Origin of the sequence: Mucilaginibacter phyllosphaerae, from assembly GCF_004378255.1 — a bacterium.
Taxonomy (GTDB): Bacteria; Bacteroidota; Bacteroidia; order Sphingobacteriales; family Sphingobacteriaceae; genus Mucilaginibacter; species Mucilaginibacter phyllosphaerae.
On record NZ_SNQG01000001.1, the window covers coordinates 186,720 to 206,049 of the forward strand.

Sequence of the window (19,330 nt, forward strand, 5' to 3'; positions counted from 1 at the left end):
TGGCTATTGCCGCCGGTTAACTAATACTGGATGATACCAGTACCATTTGAAGTTGATGCCCCGCTTACATCAAGTGCCAGGCTGCTGTTACGATTGGTTATTTTATAAAAGCCGTTACTGCCTGCTGTTATAATCCATTGCTGGTTATTGCCGCCGTTGGGGTACCACTGTAATACGCCTTCGCCACTATTTGTTGAAGATGAGTTAACATCAAGCGCCAGGCCGCTGTTAACATTTATAAAACGATAATAAGCAGCCGGATAAAAAACATCTGTACCGCCTGTACCAACACCCCAGGCATATTTAAGCCTGCTAAGGCCGGTAGCATTGGTGTTTGAAACCGTAAGATTAATACCTGTACCATTTAATTGCTGCATGCTGTAACTATCGCCATTGCGGATGCCCGGCCAGTAAACACTGCCCATACCAAATGCTCTTACCTGGTTGGTAAGCCCCTGCATGTAAGCAATCTCCTGGTCGGCGGTTATTGCACCGGTGTAATTTTTACCCCCCGTCATGGGTACGCCAAATTCTGTTAAAACAGCCCGGCTGCTATAAGCACCTATATTTGATTTAAACCTGCTCTCCCACTGGGCAGCGGTTTTGTTGTTTCCGTCGCTAAAAAAAGTATAATCATGTATGGATAAAAGGCAGTTTGCAAACCTGCTATCGGCCCCTACACCTGTAATATCCTGCGAGTATGATGTACCGCTGATTAAAATGCGCCCCTTAGGTACAGATGGATATCTACTTAACCATTCGGCGCAAATTGTTGTCCAGTCGGTTAAGGTATAACCGTGCGGTTCGTTAAAAATTTCGAAATATACCCTGGAGTTGTTACCATATTTGGTAACTATGGTTTGCCACATCGACCAAAACTCGGCAACGTTATCAATTTTACCATCTTTAGATGACTCGCCTTCCCAGTAACCCAATATCACATTCATGTTTTTGCTTACAGCTTTATCTATAACGCCGGTATAAGCATTCCACCATTGCTGCGATGTGGTAGTGTAGTTTACAGGCAGCCTTAGCGTGTTGGCCCCGGTGTTTGCCTGTATGCCGGTAAGCACCGCATCTGCCTTAGCAGCTACCGTTGTATAAATGTCTGACGCCTCAAGACCGCTTAATACTAAAATGCCATCACTAAAATTATCACCATCGGCAGCCCAGTTCACCCCTTTAATAGCACTTGCCGGATCAGGTGTGCCTGTTGCAAGATCAGGCGTTTTAACCGGCTCTGTGGCTACAGTAACAGGATCAACCTCCATAGCATCTTTTTTACAGGCACTATTAATAATGCATAGTAAAGCCAATACAAAAAGTAGTTTTTTCATGGGTAAAAGTTTAATTATAATAAAAAGGGGCCAATGGTGTTCCATCAGCCCCTAAACTCAACTTTTATTAATAACCGGCGTTTTGCGCCAACTGCCCGTTGGATGCCTGGATCTCTGAACGAGGGATAGGCAACCAATAATGCTTGGTAGAGAATGAACGCCCATCTAACGCCACTTTTGACGCATAGTTAAAGGTGCCATCCGCATTTTTAGTAATTACCACACCACCTGCAGGTTTATTTTCGGTAACATCAGCAATTTTCCATCTGCGTACATCATAAAAACGGTGTTCTTCAAAGGCAAGTTCTACGCGTCGTTCGTAACGAACCGCTGTTTGCATTTGCGTCTGACTTAAGCCTGCTGCTAAAGCCGGCATGTTTACCCCCGCCCGCGCCCTTACCATATTTACTGCAGAACGTGCCGACATAGATGCGCCCGGAGGGATAACATCAGGCCCGTAAGCTTCGTTAGCAGCTTCGGCAAAGTTTAGCAATACTTCTGCATAGCGCATGTAGATCCACGGCTGGAAACCTGCGTTCCCCCAGGGATTTATCAGCGGATAAGCATCATTCATGAATTTTTTAAGATAATAACCGGTTTTAGTCGTGTTCCAATTACTATCGCCATCACGGCTATCCTTACCACCGGGTATAAATGTTTCTATAGAACGCTCACGGTAAGGCGCACCATTATACAAAACGGTAGCAGCAAAACGCGGGTCGCGGTTATCATAGGGATGTGTTGGGTCATAACCTGATGTTGCATCGGTAATGGGTTTGCCGTTATCCATTTCATAATCATCAACTAAATTTTGTAACGGCGTGTTACCGGCCCAGCCACCGTAGCCATTTGGCCCGTTAGCGATCTCTAAATGTACATGGTTAGCATTTTTAGTGTATAATCGCTCAAAAATAGCCTCGTTAGATTCGTTGGTTAAAAACAAATTGCGGTATCCACCCTGGTAAATACCGTACTTGTTAAGGCTTATAACTGCCTGGGCGGCAGTTGCGGCATCGGCCCAGGTGCCTACATTATATAACGGACTTGCCGCATACAAAGCCAATCTTGATTTTAAAGCCAGGGCTGCACCTTTAGTGGCACGGCCTAAAAGCCAGATACCACTATTATCTAAAGGTAATTTGTCTGCAGCAACTGTTAATTCACTAATTGCATAATCCATACTCTCTTTAAGAGTAGCACGTTTAAAGAGGGTAGGATCTTGCAGATCATCTTTTAAATTTATTACTCTGTCGCCCATTAAAACAACACCGCCATAATTACGAATCAAATCCTGATATCTAAAGGCCCTGATAAATCTTAATTCACCTTCGATATTCGCTTTGTGTGTAGGGCTAAATGGCAAATTTGGTAAAATGCTGAGTGCATAATTACATTCCCTAATACTACGATAACTTCTGGCCCATAATACACCTGCACCGCCAAGATTCTCTGGTGCTAACTGCCCACGCTGAACCAGCCAGGTAGCATCATCATTATTATAAATAGATTCATCGGTAACCGAGCTCCACATACTATATTCAAAACCGCGGCCAAAACCAGGGTTTGTACCTTCGCCCTCTTTATCCTGCAATTTTGCGCCTATGTAACGGTTAGTTACATAAGCTTCATAAACTGCAGTATCAGTTTCTATGGCTGATGTTGCAATCCTATCAGTAGGCTGCACGTTTAAAAAATCCTTTTTGCACGCAGACATACACATTATGCCCAGTATGGCTGTATATAAATGCTTCCTATATTGTAATTTCATATTGTTAATATTTAAAATTTAACGCTTGCGCCCAAGTTGATAATTCTTTGCTGTGGATAAAACTGGCCGCTACCACTTGTACCTTCAGGGTCATAATCTTTAACTTTTGTTATGGTAAACAAGTTAAAAGCACTTGCATACACTCTTAAACCCGATATTTTAATTTTTGATAAAACCTGGGTACCAAAGTTATAACCTAACTGAACGTTTTTAAGCCTTAAAAAAGAAGCGTCATTAAGCCAGAATGTATTGCCATATGAACCGCTGATTGAGCTTGAAGCACGATCTGTTACCAGTGGGTATGTACCATTAGGGTTGGTAGGGCTAAAACGGTTATTTGCCCAACTGCTGTAAAAGTTACCTATGGTACCGGCTTCCGGTAATACATACTGGCTAACTTGTGCCTGGCCTGAGAATAATACCGACAGATCGAAATTTTTATACGCCGCGTTTACAGTAAAACCGTAAGTAATTTGCGGTATGTTACCATATTTGGTACGCGTTTGATCATCGGCGGTTATTTGACCGTCGTTGTTATAGTCCTGGAATTTAAGGTCGCCTACCTTAGCACCGGGTACATGCGGATAGCTATCCAATTCCTGCTGCGTGCGGAATAAACCGATTGAGTTATAAAGCAAGTAGGTGTTTAACGGCCCACCGGTTTGGCGTTGGTAGCTTAAAGCACCGGGAGCTTCGTCAATAAACACAATTTTGCTTTTTGCGTAAGTGAAGTTACCGCTAACGCCCCAGCTAAAATCTTTGCCGGTATTGTTATAACCAAGTGTTCCTTCAAACCCGTTACTATTTACCTTACCAATGTTTTCAGATGGCACCAGCGGATCAGATCCGTATGGATTTACGATACCTGATGAGCCTGGCAGGGATGCGTTCCTGGTAGCCAGGATACCAGATCTTCTTTGTTGAAAGTAGATAGCCTCAATAGTAAAGTTATGCAAAAACGTAGCGTTAATACCTACATCTAACTTTTTAGCAACCTCCCAGGTAATATCCGGGTTAGCCAATTTAACCAGATTCACGTTTGGCTGTATAACATTTACCTTATCTGTTGCCGAAGTGTTTAATGCTACGAAACCATTACCCACTAAAACGTAATTATCAAAATATTGGAAATTGTTTACGTTATCGTTACCTAACGAACCATAAGACGCACGGAATTTTAAGTCGTCAAAGAATTTTATATTTTCTTTAAACCACCCCTCTTGTGATATACGATAAGCTACCGATGCAGACGGGAAATACCCCCATTGTTTTCCGCTTGGGAATATCGAGCTACCATCTGCACGTAACTGGCCTTCGAAAATGTACTTTTCAGCATAATTATAACCTAATCGGCTGATGACACTTCGGCGGGTGTAGTTTGAGCTATAGCCCGAGTTTAAATAATCTGTTGCTGCGCTGCCACCTTGTGATAACTCCGGCAAGCTTGTTGAAAGATAGTTTAAACGGGTTGCATCAAAATAATCCAAATGATTTTTGCTTTGCTCATAACCTACGAATGACTCTATACTATGTGCACCAAACTTGCGATTAAAGTTTAATTTAATGTTCGAGGTAACAAGCGACTGATTATTTTGCGATTGAAACAACGTTGCTTTTTGGTTATTGCCACCAACTATTGTACCTGTATAAACATCATTTGCCTGGTTGTAACTATACAATACATATGGTTTCGAGAAATTTTTGTTGAATGCATTTGATTTATCAACAGAAAAGAAGCCATCTAAAGATAAACCCTCTACACCGGGTATAAGGTAACTACCTCTTAAAATACCATTGTAAACTTGTGTAGGATTATTTACAACACCGCCAATATCTGTTACCTGCACAGCCGGATTATTAAACTCGATGCCTGTAGAAGGATACCCATTAGGATAAAATGCTAAAACTGTTGGGTTAGCCCTGTACACCGACCTAAATACATCACCTGCACCTATGGTAGGGAAAGTTCTGTCTTCTTGCCTGCCTGATACGGATAAGCCAATTTTTAGGCGTTTATTAATGTTTGCATCAATATTTGAACGGAAATTATACTGTTTGTATTTGGTAGCCCCATTTTTATAAATACCATCCTGATAAAGCGTACCTAACGACACGTAATACTTAACATCATCATTCCCCCCGTTTACAGATAAACTCTGTTGGTTTTGTAAGGTGGTTTTCTTAAGGGTAGTACCTATCCAATCGGTATTCGGAAAATTGATCGGGTCAGATCCGTCCCTGAATTTCTGGATCTGCTCTTCTGTATAGATCTGATTAAGGCCACCTGCCTGGCTTGAGTTGTAAGCAATCTCGTTTCTTAACTGTGCATATAATGCAGCATCAGCCATTTGTGGTAAACGGGTTGGCGAACTAAAGCCCTGGTTAAAACTATAGTTAACAGTTGGCTTACCTGTTTTTCCTTTTTTAGTTGTTACCAGTATAACACCATTTGCTGCACGATTACCATAAATAGCCGCCGATGCATCTTTCAGTACAGATAAACTTTCGATATCGTTAGGGTCAAGCCTTTCCAGGCCACCTATCTGGCCGGGGATACCATCTACTACTACTAACACATTATTGCTGCCCGTGGTAGCCAGGCCACGTACGGTGATGTTAGAACCATCATAACCCGGCTCGCCGCTTCTGTTATTGATGACAACACCAGAAAAACGACCGGCCAATGAGTTAGACACGTTAGGCTGCGGGCTTTTTACCAATTCGGCGCCTTTTACCTGCGATACCGAACCTGCAAGTGTAGCCTTTTTCTGCGTGCCGTAACCAACTACCACCACCTCATTCAGTGATTTTGAATCGCCGGTTAATTGTACATTGATGGTTGTTTTACCATTAACCACAATTTCTTGCGGGTTATAACCAATGTAAGTAAAAACCAATGTAGCATTAGCATTAGTAACCGTAAGCGAATACTTGCCGTTAACATCTGTTACCACGCCTTGTGTAGTGCCTTTTACCGACACGGAAACGCCCGGCAAGGTCATCCCCTTTTCGTCAGTTACGGTACCAGATACGTTAATATCCGCTTGCTTAAACTCTTTTAAGGTAGGGTTAAATTTCAGTGCATCAGCCTGTGATGCCATTGGTACACATAGCGGAATCATGCCCGCCAGTAAAATACCTACGGCCTTCCTGGTTCTCCGGTGCGGTGAAAAATCATAGAGTAAATTTTTTTTCATTTTAAAAAGTTTATTAATTGGTTTAATTTCTGATCATGGCATATCAGGGTATCATCAACATGCTGCAAAGCGTGTTGAGTTAATTAGCATACCAGGAAATATTTAAAACAGAATTTTGGTTTATGAGTGCTAAGTTGATGTAAAAAACACTTTACAAAGGGTGGTTAATCCTCATAAAAAGGGGGGCAAAAAGGTAATTTTACCTATAAAATTAATGTTTATACACATAACGTCGCTTTTAAAGGGTATTTATAAAAAACAATTGCAGCTTAATTTTACAAAAACTCATAGCGCTGGTATCAGCAATAACTACTTTAATCAATAAGGTTTATGAAATTAAAAGGCTTGTGAGCGGTAAGAATTGTATGAATATAAGGCTACGGTTTTGCAGGTTGCCTGTTGATGGTATTTACCGCCCCTGTAGAAAATACCTTGCGATACTTTTTCATGTATTGCGACGGATTCATGTTAAACAGTTTTTTAAACTGCTCCCGAAAGTATTTTATATCGTTTATACCCACCAGATAGGAGGTTTCGAAAATATTATGATTAGTGTTAATCAGTATTTCTGCGGCTTTTCTTAACCTGATAAACCTGATAAAACCATTTGCAGACAAGCCAGATATCAATTTTATTTTTTTATACAGGCTTGAGTGTGATATACTTAATTCATTTGCCAGTATTTGAATACTAAAATCAGGATCTGTTAAATGTTGTTCTACGATCCTCATACAACTATCTAAAAACTCCTTGTATTCCAGCGGTATTTTATGCGTATTTTTATTGAGTGTTATCTCATTATAAAAGTATTGCTGCAAATTATTCTTACTTTTAAGAATACCTGTAACCCTCGCTTTAAGTATCTCTATATCAAAAGGTTTGCTTATATAATCATCAGCACCACCTTCTAAGCCCTTTAACTTACCTTCTGTTGATGAACTTGATGTAAGTAAAATAATAGGCGTATGCCCAATATTGATATCTGCTTTTACAATTGCACACAAGTCTATACCGTTCATATTTTCCATCACAACGTCACTTACTACAATATCCGGTAAAAGTTCTTTTATTTTTTGCAGCCCTTCTTCTGCACTGCCCGCTTCGTGCACATTATAACCGGTCTTAAAAATCATTTTAAGGTATTCCCTAAAATCGCGGTTATCATCAATCAATAAGATAGACTTTAAACCGCTTTGCAGCTCTTCTTCGCCTGGCGCGGTCTCTAAAACATCTTCCATATAAACATCATTATCAGCCTCTTCTATCAGTTCATGCAATAATACAGACCCCGCTTCCGTATCCTCATATACAATTTGCGGGTTAAAATGTCGCACTCCTTTTAACAAGCTTACTTTAAACAATGTACCCTGGCCATACTTGCTTGTATAACTAATACTGCCCAAATGGTCTTCAACAAAATGTTTTACTAGGAACAGGCCAATACCAAAACCACCTTTTGACGAATTATTAATGCTCTCCTCCTGAAAAAAACGAGTATAAAGCCTATCGCCGGTACCTTCTTTTATACCGCAGCCAGTATCCTGCACAGTAATAGTTACAGATGACAGGTCTTGGTAAACTGTCATTTTTATAATACCGCCAAAAGGTGTAAATTTAATTGCGTTTGATAATAGGTTAAATAATACTATTTCTATCTTTTCCTTATCGGCATACAATTCAATAAATTTTTCTTCGCAGATGATTTCAAAATTTATTTGCCTGGCTTTGGCCTGGTGTATAAAACACAAATAAACTTCGTTAGCCAGGTAGGCTATGTTTAATTTAGATATTTTTAAATTACCCGTACTTGAATCGGCCTTGTGGAATAGCAGCAATTGATCTACCAAACTCAATAAGCGCTTGGCATTGCGGTAAACAATGTTAAGGCTGGTATTATCGTTTAGGTTTTGGGCACTCAGCAGCTCTTTTACCGGGTTAATAATAAGTGTTAACGGCGTGCGAAACTCATGCGATATATTCGTAAAGAACGATAGCTTTTTTTGATGCAATTCTTTCTCTTTTTCGCCTTCTAAATGGGCCAGCCTTATTTCGTAACGTAATTTAGCCTGGCGTTCATTATATAAAATATAGCTATAAACCAAGGTGCAGATAATTAAAAAGTATGCGGTATAAGCCCACCATGTTAAATACCAAGGTGGTGTAATAACTATGATAAGCGATTTACCCACGTTATTCCATACCCCGTCATTATTAGCCGCTTTTACATTAAACACATATGTACCGGGGTCTAAGTTGGTATAAGTAGCTTTACGTTGCCGCCCTACATAGTTCCATTTTTTATCAAACCCCTGTAACATATACGCATATTCGTTTTTAGCCGATAGCGTGTAGTTTAGCGCAACAAATTCTAGCGAAAAAACATTTTGATTATAATTTAAAGTTATTCGCTTCGCTGTATTAAGGTTTTCTTTTAAGGGCCCCTGCGCAGATGGCGTAATTGGTTTGTTGAATATCTGGAAGTTGGTAAATGCAACAGGCGGTATTTGCTTATTATAATTGATGGAAACCGGGTTAAATAAAACAATACCACGGCTACCTGCTACATATATTTTATCCTGATAATTATAAATAGCAGAATTTGAATATAGCCCGTCGGCTTCATCAAAGTTTTTAACATCACCTGTACGCGGGTTAAGTACCGACATCCCTTTTTCTGTAATTACCCACAAGTTACCGGCCTTATCTTCTACCATGTCGTTAAAAACGTTATCGTTAAAGCCATTAGCCTCCGAGTAAATAACAAACGAATCGCTTTTCCTGTCGTACAGGTTCAATCCATCGGGCGTACAGATCCATATATTTTTACGGCTATCTATAAATATCTTTTTAATGGTATTATTACTTATACCTTTTTGGGCTCCTCCCTTTAATAAATATGATTTAAAACGCCCTGTTTCAGGGTAAAAGCGGTTAAGCCCGCCGCCGCTGGTACCTATCCAAATGGTGTTATCGGTATCTTTTAAAAGGCAGTTTAAGTGGTTATTACTAATGCTGTTTTTACTGCCGCTACTAAAATAATGTGTATAGGTATTAAGTTTACTGTTGAAAATTTTGAGCCCTGCATCGGTTGCAAGGCCGTAAATACCCGGGCTAATTTCTAATATATCCCTAAAAACATCTTCATTATATAAAGCACCAAGTGACGAATGATGGTAATGATGGTTAAAAACATTATTAGCTTCATCAAACTCATCAAAACCAAACTCCGTGGTTATCCATATTTTGCCCTTACTATCCTGATACAAACGGCTTATATCATCATTACCAAGGCTTTTGATATTGTTGGTGTGCCTGTAGATTATACTGCTATGTGTTTTTAAATTATATCTTATAAGGCCTTTATTAGTCCCAAGCCAGGCAATATCATTTTTGGTGATGATGCTCCTTACCTCAGGTTTTAAGCCGGTAAATTTAAAAAAAGAAAATTTTATCTGGTTAAAATCAAGTTTGGCTACGCCATCTCTTGCACAGATCCAAAGTACTCCTTCAGCATCTTTATAAATATTGCCATTGGGGTTGTTCTTAAAGTCGTCAAGCGGTGTCCAGGTGTTGGTTTGGGTATTTACCCAGTAAAAATTTTCATCACTACCAACTAACAAAGTATGATTACCTGCCGTGAGCAGATTAAACACAGCTTTGTTATTGATATCCGGCCGGTTAAAAGAAGTAAATGTTTCCGTTTTAGGATCAAATTTATAAAGGCCCTTCCAGTAGGTGCCTACCCATACAATGCCCTCTTCATCTTTACAGAGCGCCCATACATCGTTAGCATTTTTTTGCCCGGGTTGTTGCACCTGCCTGTAATTTGTGAAACGACTGGTAGCTATATTAAACTTGTTTAAACCGCTACCCCAATTACCCAGCCATAAATTGCCGCCATCCTCAACAATGGCATTCACAGATTTGCCCTTCATAGCATAGGCATTACGGGCATCCGGCTTATAAACCTCAAAATTATTTTTTTTGGAATTGTACTTATTAAAGCCATCGTCCGTTCCTATCCATAACGTGCCATGTACATCTGTAAGTAAGGCCCATATTTTATCGTGGCTTAAAGAAGCTTTTTGATTGTCTTTATGAAAATACCTGGTAAACTTTTCTGTTAAAGGGTCAAACAGATTAAGGCCATCCATCGTACCTATCCATAAGCGCCCGTTTTTGTCGGCCACTATGGCATTTATAAAATTATTTGAGATAGAGTTACTATCAAGCTGATTATTTTGGAACGTTTTAAAATTATAACCGTCAAACTTGCATAAACCGTTCTCCGTACCAATCCACATAAACCCGTATTTATCTTTTATAGCGGTAGTGGTATTCCTGGAAGGCAGCCCATCATTTATCGTATATGTAACCAGAGAAAAATCCTTATAAAAGCTGTTGGCCAATGGAACATTTTGTGCATGCAGCGGCAGTATGAACAATAAAGCCAAAAACACTGTAAAAAAATATTTTCCATTATAAATCAGCCTGCTAAAAAAAAGCTTTCCTTTATCTTTAGCATCTGCAGAATTACTTTTAGCTATAATTATTAACAACATAGGCTATTGTTATAAATCAATTGGTGCCCCGCAACTTTATCCATCCACTACAAATTATAACACCGCCGTATAACAGGCAGGCGTTTTAATTACAGCCAACCCATATTAAACCATAAACGAATTTTAAATAAAACCGGGATGTGGTTGTGATGGCTAAAACGTAATAAAAGTAACAATTGGTTTACATTGTAAAAAACTAAAGTAGCGTAATATTATTAATTGTAAAAAAAACAATTAATAATATTACGCTACTTTATAAACTTCCTGTGTTAAGAACAGGGATAGCTAAACAATAGACATGCTACTATAACTTACTATTAATGAATATGGTAAGATAGATAAAATTACTATTTATTATCTCCGCTGCTTGGAATTCTCTGCAATAAAAGAAAAATGATAACTGCCAGAACCAACCTGGCACTTCAATTTATGATTGGTAACGCCTAATAGTTTAACACCTTTAACAGCCGGGGCTTGTTGATTACCTTCATAAATACCCTGTTTATTATCTGTAGGTAAGTAAACTGTTGCTGTAGTGTTTACAGGCACTGTAATATTAAGCAGCATCTTTTTACCAACTCTGCGCCACTCGCATTTAATATCACCGCTAACAGATGAATAGGTGCCTTTAACCCAGCTAAGGCTGCTTAACATTTCGGGTTTTATTATAAAACGCTTGAAACCTGCGCCAGCGGTATCCGGACTTATCCCTACCAGATCATTAAAAAACCACTCGTTGATCTGGCCCGACATAAAATGGTTTTGTGAACCAAAGTTACCAACTCCCGCGTCCCATTTTTCTGTTAAGCTGGTTGCACCCATTTTTAACTGATAACCATACCCAGGCCGTTCAGATTGATTGTTCATGTCATAAACCACATCTGACCGGCCTTCATCAGCCAGCGCACGCAGTAAAAACCGGTAACCAACCTCTCCGGAAGTAAAACTGTTATCCCTTTTACGAATATCATTTACCAGCGATGTTAAAAGCTGTTGCCTGTTTTGGGTATCGGTAAGGTTAAAAAACAAAGGCATGGCGCTGGTAGTTTGCGAGCCTGTTGCATATAAACCTGTTTGCTTATTGTAAAAGGTTTTATTAAAAGATGCACGGATCTTATTACTTGCCCCGTCATAATACTTCGCATCGTTTTGTTTACCCAACACCCGTGCAATTTGGCTCATGATCCAGTTATCATAATAGTAAATTGCAGTACCGGTAAACGAAACAGGTGTTAGCTGTGATCCCCAGGGCTCTTTGGGGCCGATATCATACCAGTCGCCGAGGCCTGTGTGAATAATATTGTCTTTTGCCTCGCCTGATAAGAATGCGATGTAGCGTTTCATCTTATCGTAATAACGTTCTAATAACGAAATATCGCCAGAAAACAAATACTGCTGCCAGGGCACAATAATAAACGAACTGCCCCATTCCGGTGAATTGCGCATCCCGTTTGTCAGTTCGGGTGAGCCGGCAATAAAATATTCGGGCGCTATATTGGGTATCAAACCGTTTTTTAACTGCGCATCTGCCATATCATTCATTGTTTTCCTGAACAATAATGCCATATCAAAATTATACCTTAACGATGGACCGTTGAGATGATTTTCTTCCAGCCAGCCCATTTTTTCGCGTTGAGGGCAATCTGTCATAAAACTCATCATGTTACTTCTTTGGGCCCAGCGCACCAGGCCGTAAATTTGGTTAAACAGTTTATTGGAGGTTTCGAACGTACCGGCAGGTTTAGATGCTGAGTGGACAATAACATCTGTTAGCTGTTCAACCACCGGATAAGCGCCATCAGGCGAGGGTGCTAACTCTACCTGCAGGTATCTTGCCCCTTGATAAAAGAATTTTGGGAACCATTGTTCATGGCCCAAGCCATTAAGCTTGTATTGCCACCAGGCAGGTCGCACACCATCTTGCGTAGCCGAACTGCGGTCAACCAAACCATTCGCACCCAAAAGCTCCGACGGGATCATCCTTACAGCCGCCCCCCTGGGGCCACTCACCTTAAGCCCCGGCATCATCGAGGCATTCTGGCCAAAATCGTAGATATAAAGCTTATCACTTATTTTGGTGATTTTTACAGGCGTTATCGTATCTACAGCAACTACAGGCGGTGCCGCAGCTGATAATCCTTTCAGGCTTCCGCCTAGCCCATCCGTTTCTATGGCCGTGTACCATTTATCGCGCGGTACAAAACCTGGTTTATCCCAACCGGCAGGTTCAAGCCCGGCATCATAATCCTCACCCCCGTAAAAGTTTGAGTAGGTAACAGGCCCGGGTGCTACACGCCAGCTTTTATCGGTATAAATGGTTTCAACGCTATTATCGTTATAAACCAGCCGGAGCTGTGCAATAGCCTTTGCCGGCCCGAAAGTGTTTAAAAACTTAACATACCGCATGGTATCAGGCTGAATATTGTACATACCGTTACCCAAAATTATCCCGATCGCGTTGTCGCCGCTTTTTAGCTCCTCAGTAATATCAAATGTATCGTAAAGTATTGTTTTACGGTAATCGGTCCAACCGGGGCTAAACAGGTAGTTACCTGCTTTTTTACCATTTATGGTTAATTCATACGCAGATAAACCGCTAACGGAGATTACCGCACTTACCAGTTGTTTCTTCACCTTAAACTCTTTTCTTAAAAGCATAGATGAATAATTAGGCAGGCTTGCATAATCCTGCGGCCTATCGGTGAGGTTTGCCTTGGCAAAGCCACTGCTTTCAAAACTGTCGGATGCATCAACCTTTTGGCCTGCCGCTATATTTTTGCCTTCGCTGATAATTTCTATCTGCCTTAAACCAAAGGCATAGCCTGTTCCCTCGGGGGCGAGTTTACTTACGGTTAACCGCACATACCTGCCGCTTGTATTGCCTTTGTAAACATGCGCAGGGGCATACCTGTCTGCTTTAAAATCTTTAGCTGTATACTCGGCAAGGGTAACTGCATCTTCAAAAGATGATCTATCAGATACCTGGATCTTAAACCTGCGCGGAAAAGCATACGCACCCCTATCTGCATAAAATAAAGGGTACAGCGCAACTTCCGAAAACGGCTGCGAGCGGCCCAGATCTATCTGCACCCACTTTTCAGCATTTTCAGATCCGGCATTTTCAGATTTATACCCTACCGAACTTAGGGCATACTTATCTGCACCTTCGGCGCTTATCCATTTGGCTTTCCAGTCGCTATCGTTTAACATACCCATTGTCCAGCAGGCGGGTTTGCTCCATACAGAAAGCTTATGCTGCTGGTTCCAAACCCTTACCTTCCACCAGCATTTTTGCCCGGATCTTAAAGCGCGGCCTGCATAGTTGATGTAAGCCATACGGTCGGTCATTACTTTACCCGAATTCCAAAGCTCTGCACCTTGTTTAAAATCGGGGCTGGCCGATACCATTATCTGGTAAGCTGTTTGCCTTGCACCGCGCTCGTTAAGATTAGTATTAGTGAGTATATAACTTAAAGCAGGTTTGCCAATATCTATGCCCAACGGATCCTGACGAAGTTCGCAAGCCAGTTTTACCGGGAGTAGCTGGGCATAGGCTGCTATCCCTGTGATGCTAAGAAAAAACAAAACGAATATTTTTTTTGTAGGTAACTGCATTATCTGGGTGTTAATAAATAAAACTAACCATTTGGTGCATAAAGATACATGGCATAATAGATATGCCATGTATCTGTGCAGTAAAGTTAAAAATAAGGATTAAGCGCTGCTTCAGAATTTGGTATCGGGAACAGCAGGCTGATATTGGTGAATGCTGCAGGTGCAACCGTAATACCTGCCGGGAAATAATATGCCTGTGGGTTAGCTTTTATACGTGCCCCATATGCAGTAAGCACCTGTACAGCCTGCCCGGTGCGCACCAGGTCCGGCCATCGTTTATTTTCCAGGGCCAATTCAACCCTTCTTTCATTGATAATAGCCTGGCGAAGATCGGCCCCACCACCGGCCGTAGTACCGGCTAAACCGGCCCTTGTCCTAACCTGGTTCAATAAACTAATTGCCTCGCCGCTTTTTCCTTGCTCATTCAATGCTTCGGCTAAAAACAACAACACTTCTGCATACCTGTACACCGGCCAGTTATCATTGGTATTGCCTGTTTGCGCATGTGTATGGTTATATTTTTTTGTATAGGGATAAGCAACCCCACCGGCAGTTACTGTCCCGATGGTTGCATCCTTCCTTTTATCACCCGCCTCATAAGCAGCTATCAGATCGGGCGAAGGGATGTTATAACCTTCAATGGTTAATGCGTTTTCGGGCGATACGCCGGTTACCGCACTTATTTCGGCACCACTAATTGGCTGTGGCAAAAACTGGTAAATAAAATTGCTGGCATAGCCGTCTGCACCTTGCTGGTATTGTATTTCAAAAACAGATTCGGAATTATTTTTATTGGCCGGATCGAAAACAGCAGCATAATCGCTTATCAGGCTATACTGCCCCGATGTAACAACACTTTTGAAAGCAGCTTCTGCTTCGGGCCATTTTTTTAATACCATGTAAACATTACCTAAAAGTGTTTGCGCCGTACCTGAAGTAACCCTGCCTTTTTCCTGCGTGCTTTTATCAGGCAGCAGTGATGCGGCTGCCTTTGCATCGATAATGATTTGATTGTAAACAGAATCTATACTGCTTAACGGAAGAGCAGTTTCACCAAGTGTGCCTACAGGCTTTAAGTGCAACGGCACTTTACCAAAATACTGCACCAGATCAAAATAAGCAAACGCCCTTAAAAAGTAAGCCTGGCCTTTCATGTTGTTCTTTGCCGTTTCATCAAAAGCAACACCATCAATAGGCGCTAATAACTGATTAACCCTGGCAATAATCTGGTAGTCGTTAACGTACTTACCGCCTGCAATGCCATTGTTAGCATCGTTGGTAAAATCAGCAATGTATTCTGCCTGTATGGTACCCCTATCGTTCGGGTTGAATTTGTAGCGCGAGTTATCGGCCCTTAATTCGCCCATTGCCCAGGCGTTGTTATACAATGATCTTAAAGGCGCATACGCCCCGTTAACAGCCTGCTGAAAATCTGACTGTGATTTAAAGTAGATTGGTGTACTTAATGCTGTTTTTGACGGCAGCTCTAAAAAGTTTTTTTTACAGGCAACCAACGCAATAGCTAATATACCTGTTAAAACAATTCTATATTTCATAATATCTTATCTAAATAGCTGTTAAAATATAATTATCTAATGCCTACGTTAATACCAAAAGTAAACGTTCGGGGTACGGGATATGCCGAGTAATCCAGCCCCTGGCCTAAAGCCGATGCCTGGTTACCATTGGCATCTGTGCTTACCTCGGGATTGGCACCTTTATAATTTGTAAATACAAATGCCTGTTGTACGCTGGTGTACAAGCGTAAATTATTCAGGTATTTATTATTGGCAAAGGGTATAGTATAGCCGAGCGTAATATTTTTGATAGTGAAAAAACTACCACTTTGTAAAAAATGGGTTGATGATAATGCACGTTCATTAGCTGTTGATCCGGTTGTTTTACCATACTTGCCTGCACCCGGATTTTCCGGCGATCTCCACCTGTATTTTACATCTTTTAACACGTTAAATACACCGTCGAGGTTGGTTGTTCCCTCATCTAAAAGGCTCATGATCTTATTTCCGTATGATCCTGCTCCTACTATGGTAAGATCAAATTGCTTGTAAGCAAAGTTATTGGTAATACCGTAGGTAAACTTAGGAAAAGGGTTACCTATAACGGTGCGGTCATCATTATCGCCACCACTTGTAATAACCCCATCTCCATTTACATCTTTATACTTAATTGTCCCAACCTGCGAATCGATAAGTTTTGGAGAGCTGTCAAACTCGGCCTGATTTTTATAAACCCCTTCCTGTACTAAGCCGTAAAGCTGCCCTATGCGCCCGCCAACCTTAGTGATGGTGTGATCACCGTAAATCCGGTCACTTAAACCGGATAGCGCCAGTACCTTATTATCACTAAAAGATATATTAAAGTTGGTGTTCCACTTAAAGGTGCCGGTAAAGTTATTTGAAGTTACCGTAAACTCATGTCCCCAGAATTGCAAATCGCCAACATTATCAATAAAATTACTAAAGCCCGATTCCTGGGCCACAGGAAGGTTAAATAGCAAATTTGTAGTTCTTTTATTATAATAGTCGTAAGTAAATGTTAGCCGGTTATTTAATACGGCAAGGTCTAAACCAATATCAAATTGCTTGGTAGTTTCCCAACCAAGGCGGCTATTACCAATTGAAGTTACCGCTATACCACTTGCCACAGTAGATCCGAATATGGCATTTGATGAATTAATGTTAGCGTACTGTGTATAATTACCTATATTATTATTACCTGTTACGCCATAACTGCTGCGTACTTTCAGCAAAGAGATCTGGCTGATATTTTGCATGAAACTTTCATCCGATATATTCCAGCCCAAAGAAACAGAGGGGAAGTTACCGTACTTGTTATTTGCACCAAACCTGGAAGAACCGTCGCGGCGTAGAGATGCCGTTAATAAATATCGCCCTTTATAATTATAGTTCAATCTGGAAATGTAGGATAATAAATTATATTGCTGAATATCCTGGTAAGTATTGTTCCTGTCGATATTTACAGCCGATTGAATAGTATGTATTCTGTCATCCGGATAATTTGTCCCCCTGATCTGGTTGTAATTTGATTGTGTGCTCTGGATGGTATATCCTCCTAAAAGTTCAATCGTATGCTCACCAAACGACCGCTTGTAGGTTACCAGGTTTTCATTCAGCCATGAGGTATAACGGTTATTAGATTCAAACCCGCTTGCTGTTACCGGTGGTACTGATGCAAATCCCCTTGATGCTGTTGACGGGTTAAAGTTATTATAAGTGGATTGGCCTAAATCAACATTAATAGTTGATTTTAGGGTTAATCCATTTATTGGCTGGTATTGCACATACGCATTTGTAAGCAAACGGGTGGTTTTGGTAATATTCTCTATCTGCTGAATGGAGTTTACCCAGTTAGGCGTTGGGAAAACACCATTCGCGTTATTAGTAAGCGACCCATCCGGATTATAAATAGGCAAGGTAGGCCAGGTTAATAATGCGTTGTTAATTAAACCGCCGCCCTGGTAAAAAAGGCCATCTGTAGCCGGTGCATTATTTATCACATAACTCGGCGCAATGTTAAAGCCTACCTTAATATTGTTAGAAATATCATAATCGTTATTTGCCCGTAACGAAAAACGTTTATAATTTGAATTAAGCAGCACTCCATCCTGATTAAAGTAACTCCCGGTTATGGCCGACCGTGATTTTTCGGTGCCGGTGTTTATACTAAGGCTATAGTTTTCGATAATAGCCGATCGTAGTAAAGCGTTGTACCAATCGTATCCCTTGCCATATTGTGCAGGGTTTTGAAAAGCTGCAGGAACGGGCTGTCCCAGGTCCTCATACGATTCCTTTTTAAACTGCGCAAATTCTGTTGCATCCATCATATCCGGCCTGCCCTTTTGAGGCACCTGCTGGATACCAACATAGCTGCTGAAATTGATATTAGTTTTGCCAGTTTTACCTCGCTTGGTGGTAATCAGTACCACACCGTTGGCTGCCCTTGAGCCGTATAAAGAGGTAGATGCAGCATCTTTTAAAACACTGATCGTTTCAATTTCATCAGAGTTAATACTGCTGATATCTCCTACTATCGGGAAACCATCAACCACATATAATGGATCGCTGCCTGCAGAAATCGAAGCTGACCCTCTGATCCGCACCTGGATCCCCTGCCCCGGTTTACCTGTAGCCTGGGTTATCTGCACACCTGCAAGTTTCCCCTGTAGCTTTTGTGTTACCTGGGCAGATGGAATATCCTGAAGTTCTTTGGCATTAACCGTTTGTAATGCGCCTGTAGATGTTCGCTGTGTGGTATTACCATACGCTACAATCACCACCGCATCTAATGTTTTGGCATCTTCTGCTAATTGAGCGTTAATTACACTGCGGCCATTTACAGGGATCTCACTTTTAACGAAGCCTATATAGGTAAAAACCAGTATATCTCCTGTACCTTTAAGCTGGTATCTGCCATTAACATCTGTTGATGTGGCGATGGTAGTGCCTTTAAAATTTACGGTAACCCCGGCTAACGGTTCACCTTTTTGCGTGGTAACTTGCCCGCTTATATTTGCCGCCTCGGTTTTTTGCGCTAACCCTGTACCTGGGCTGCTTATTATAAATATAAAACTTAAAATAAAGCAGATAATAATTTCATACCCCCTTTTATAGTAGGAGCTATCTTTTAATAGGTTCATGATAAAATTAATTGTGATATAGGATAAAAGATGTTTTTTGTTGCCTGGCGGGAGTGTGCAATACCACACCTGCCCTCCCATTTAAAAAGGTACGTTTTTCGCATAAGGTAATTTCTGTTAACTGGTTATAACTAATTGGTGTACAGCCAGGGTTTGGCTGTTTGGTTTTATAA

At 40.9% G+C, this 19,330-nt stretch carries 7 protein-coding genes; all 7 read right to left on the reverse strand.

Annotated elements, in window-relative coordinates; all coding sequences use genetic code 11:
• Positions 1-20 precede the first annotated feature (20 nt).
• Complete coding sequence (locus E2R65_RS00760; protein WP_134334567.1) at positions 21-1,337, reverse strand: RICIN domain-containing protein; 1,317 nt, start codon at positions 1,335-1,337, stop codon at positions 21-23.
• A 67-nt stretch (positions 1,338-1,404) separates the two neighbouring features.
• Positions 1,405-3,105: a RagB/SusD family nutrient uptake outer membrane protein gene (locus tag E2R65_RS00765; protein ID WP_134334568.1), complete on the reverse strand. Its 1,701-nt coding sequence runs from the start codon at positions 3,103-3,105 to the stop codon at positions 1,405-1,407.
• An 11-nt stretch (positions 3,106-3,116) separates the two neighbouring features.
• Positions 3,117-6,302, reverse strand: coding sequence for a SusC/RagA family TonB-linked outer membrane protein (locus tag E2R65_RS00770; protein WP_134334569.1), 3,186 nt, complete (start codon positions 6,300-6,302; stop codon positions 3,117-3,119).
• Positions 6,303-6,679: 377 nt separating this feature from the next.
• Positions 6,680-10,864 (reverse strand): hybrid sensor histidine kinase/response regulator transcription factor, encoded by a 4,185-nt coding sequence (locus tag E2R65_RS00775; RefSeq protein WP_134334570.1) that lies wholly within the window; start codon positions 10,862-10,864, stop codon positions 6,680-6,682.
• 354 nt (positions 10,865-11,218) lie between these two features.
• Complete coding sequence (locus tag E2R65_RS00780; RefSeq protein WP_158285184.1) at positions 11,219-14,479, reverse strand: family 78 glycoside hydrolase catalytic domain; 3,261 nt, start codon at positions 14,477-14,479, stop codon at positions 11,219-11,221.
• 86 nt (positions 14,480-14,565) lie between these two features.
• The gene (locus E2R65_RS00785; RefSeq protein WP_134334572.1) at positions 14,566-16,035 is read right to left on the reverse strand and encodes a RagB/SusD family nutrient uptake outer membrane protein; all 1,470 of its coding nucleotides are present in this window, start codon (positions 16,033-16,035) and stop codon (positions 14,566-14,568) included.
• A 32-nt stretch (positions 16,036-16,067) separates the two neighbouring features.
• Positions 16,068-19,157, reverse strand: coding sequence for a SusC/RagA family TonB-linked outer membrane protein (locus E2R65_RS00790; protein ID WP_134334573.1), 3,090 nt, complete (start codon positions 19,155-19,157; stop codon positions 16,068-16,070).
• Positions 19,158-19,330 lie beyond the last annotated feature (173 nt).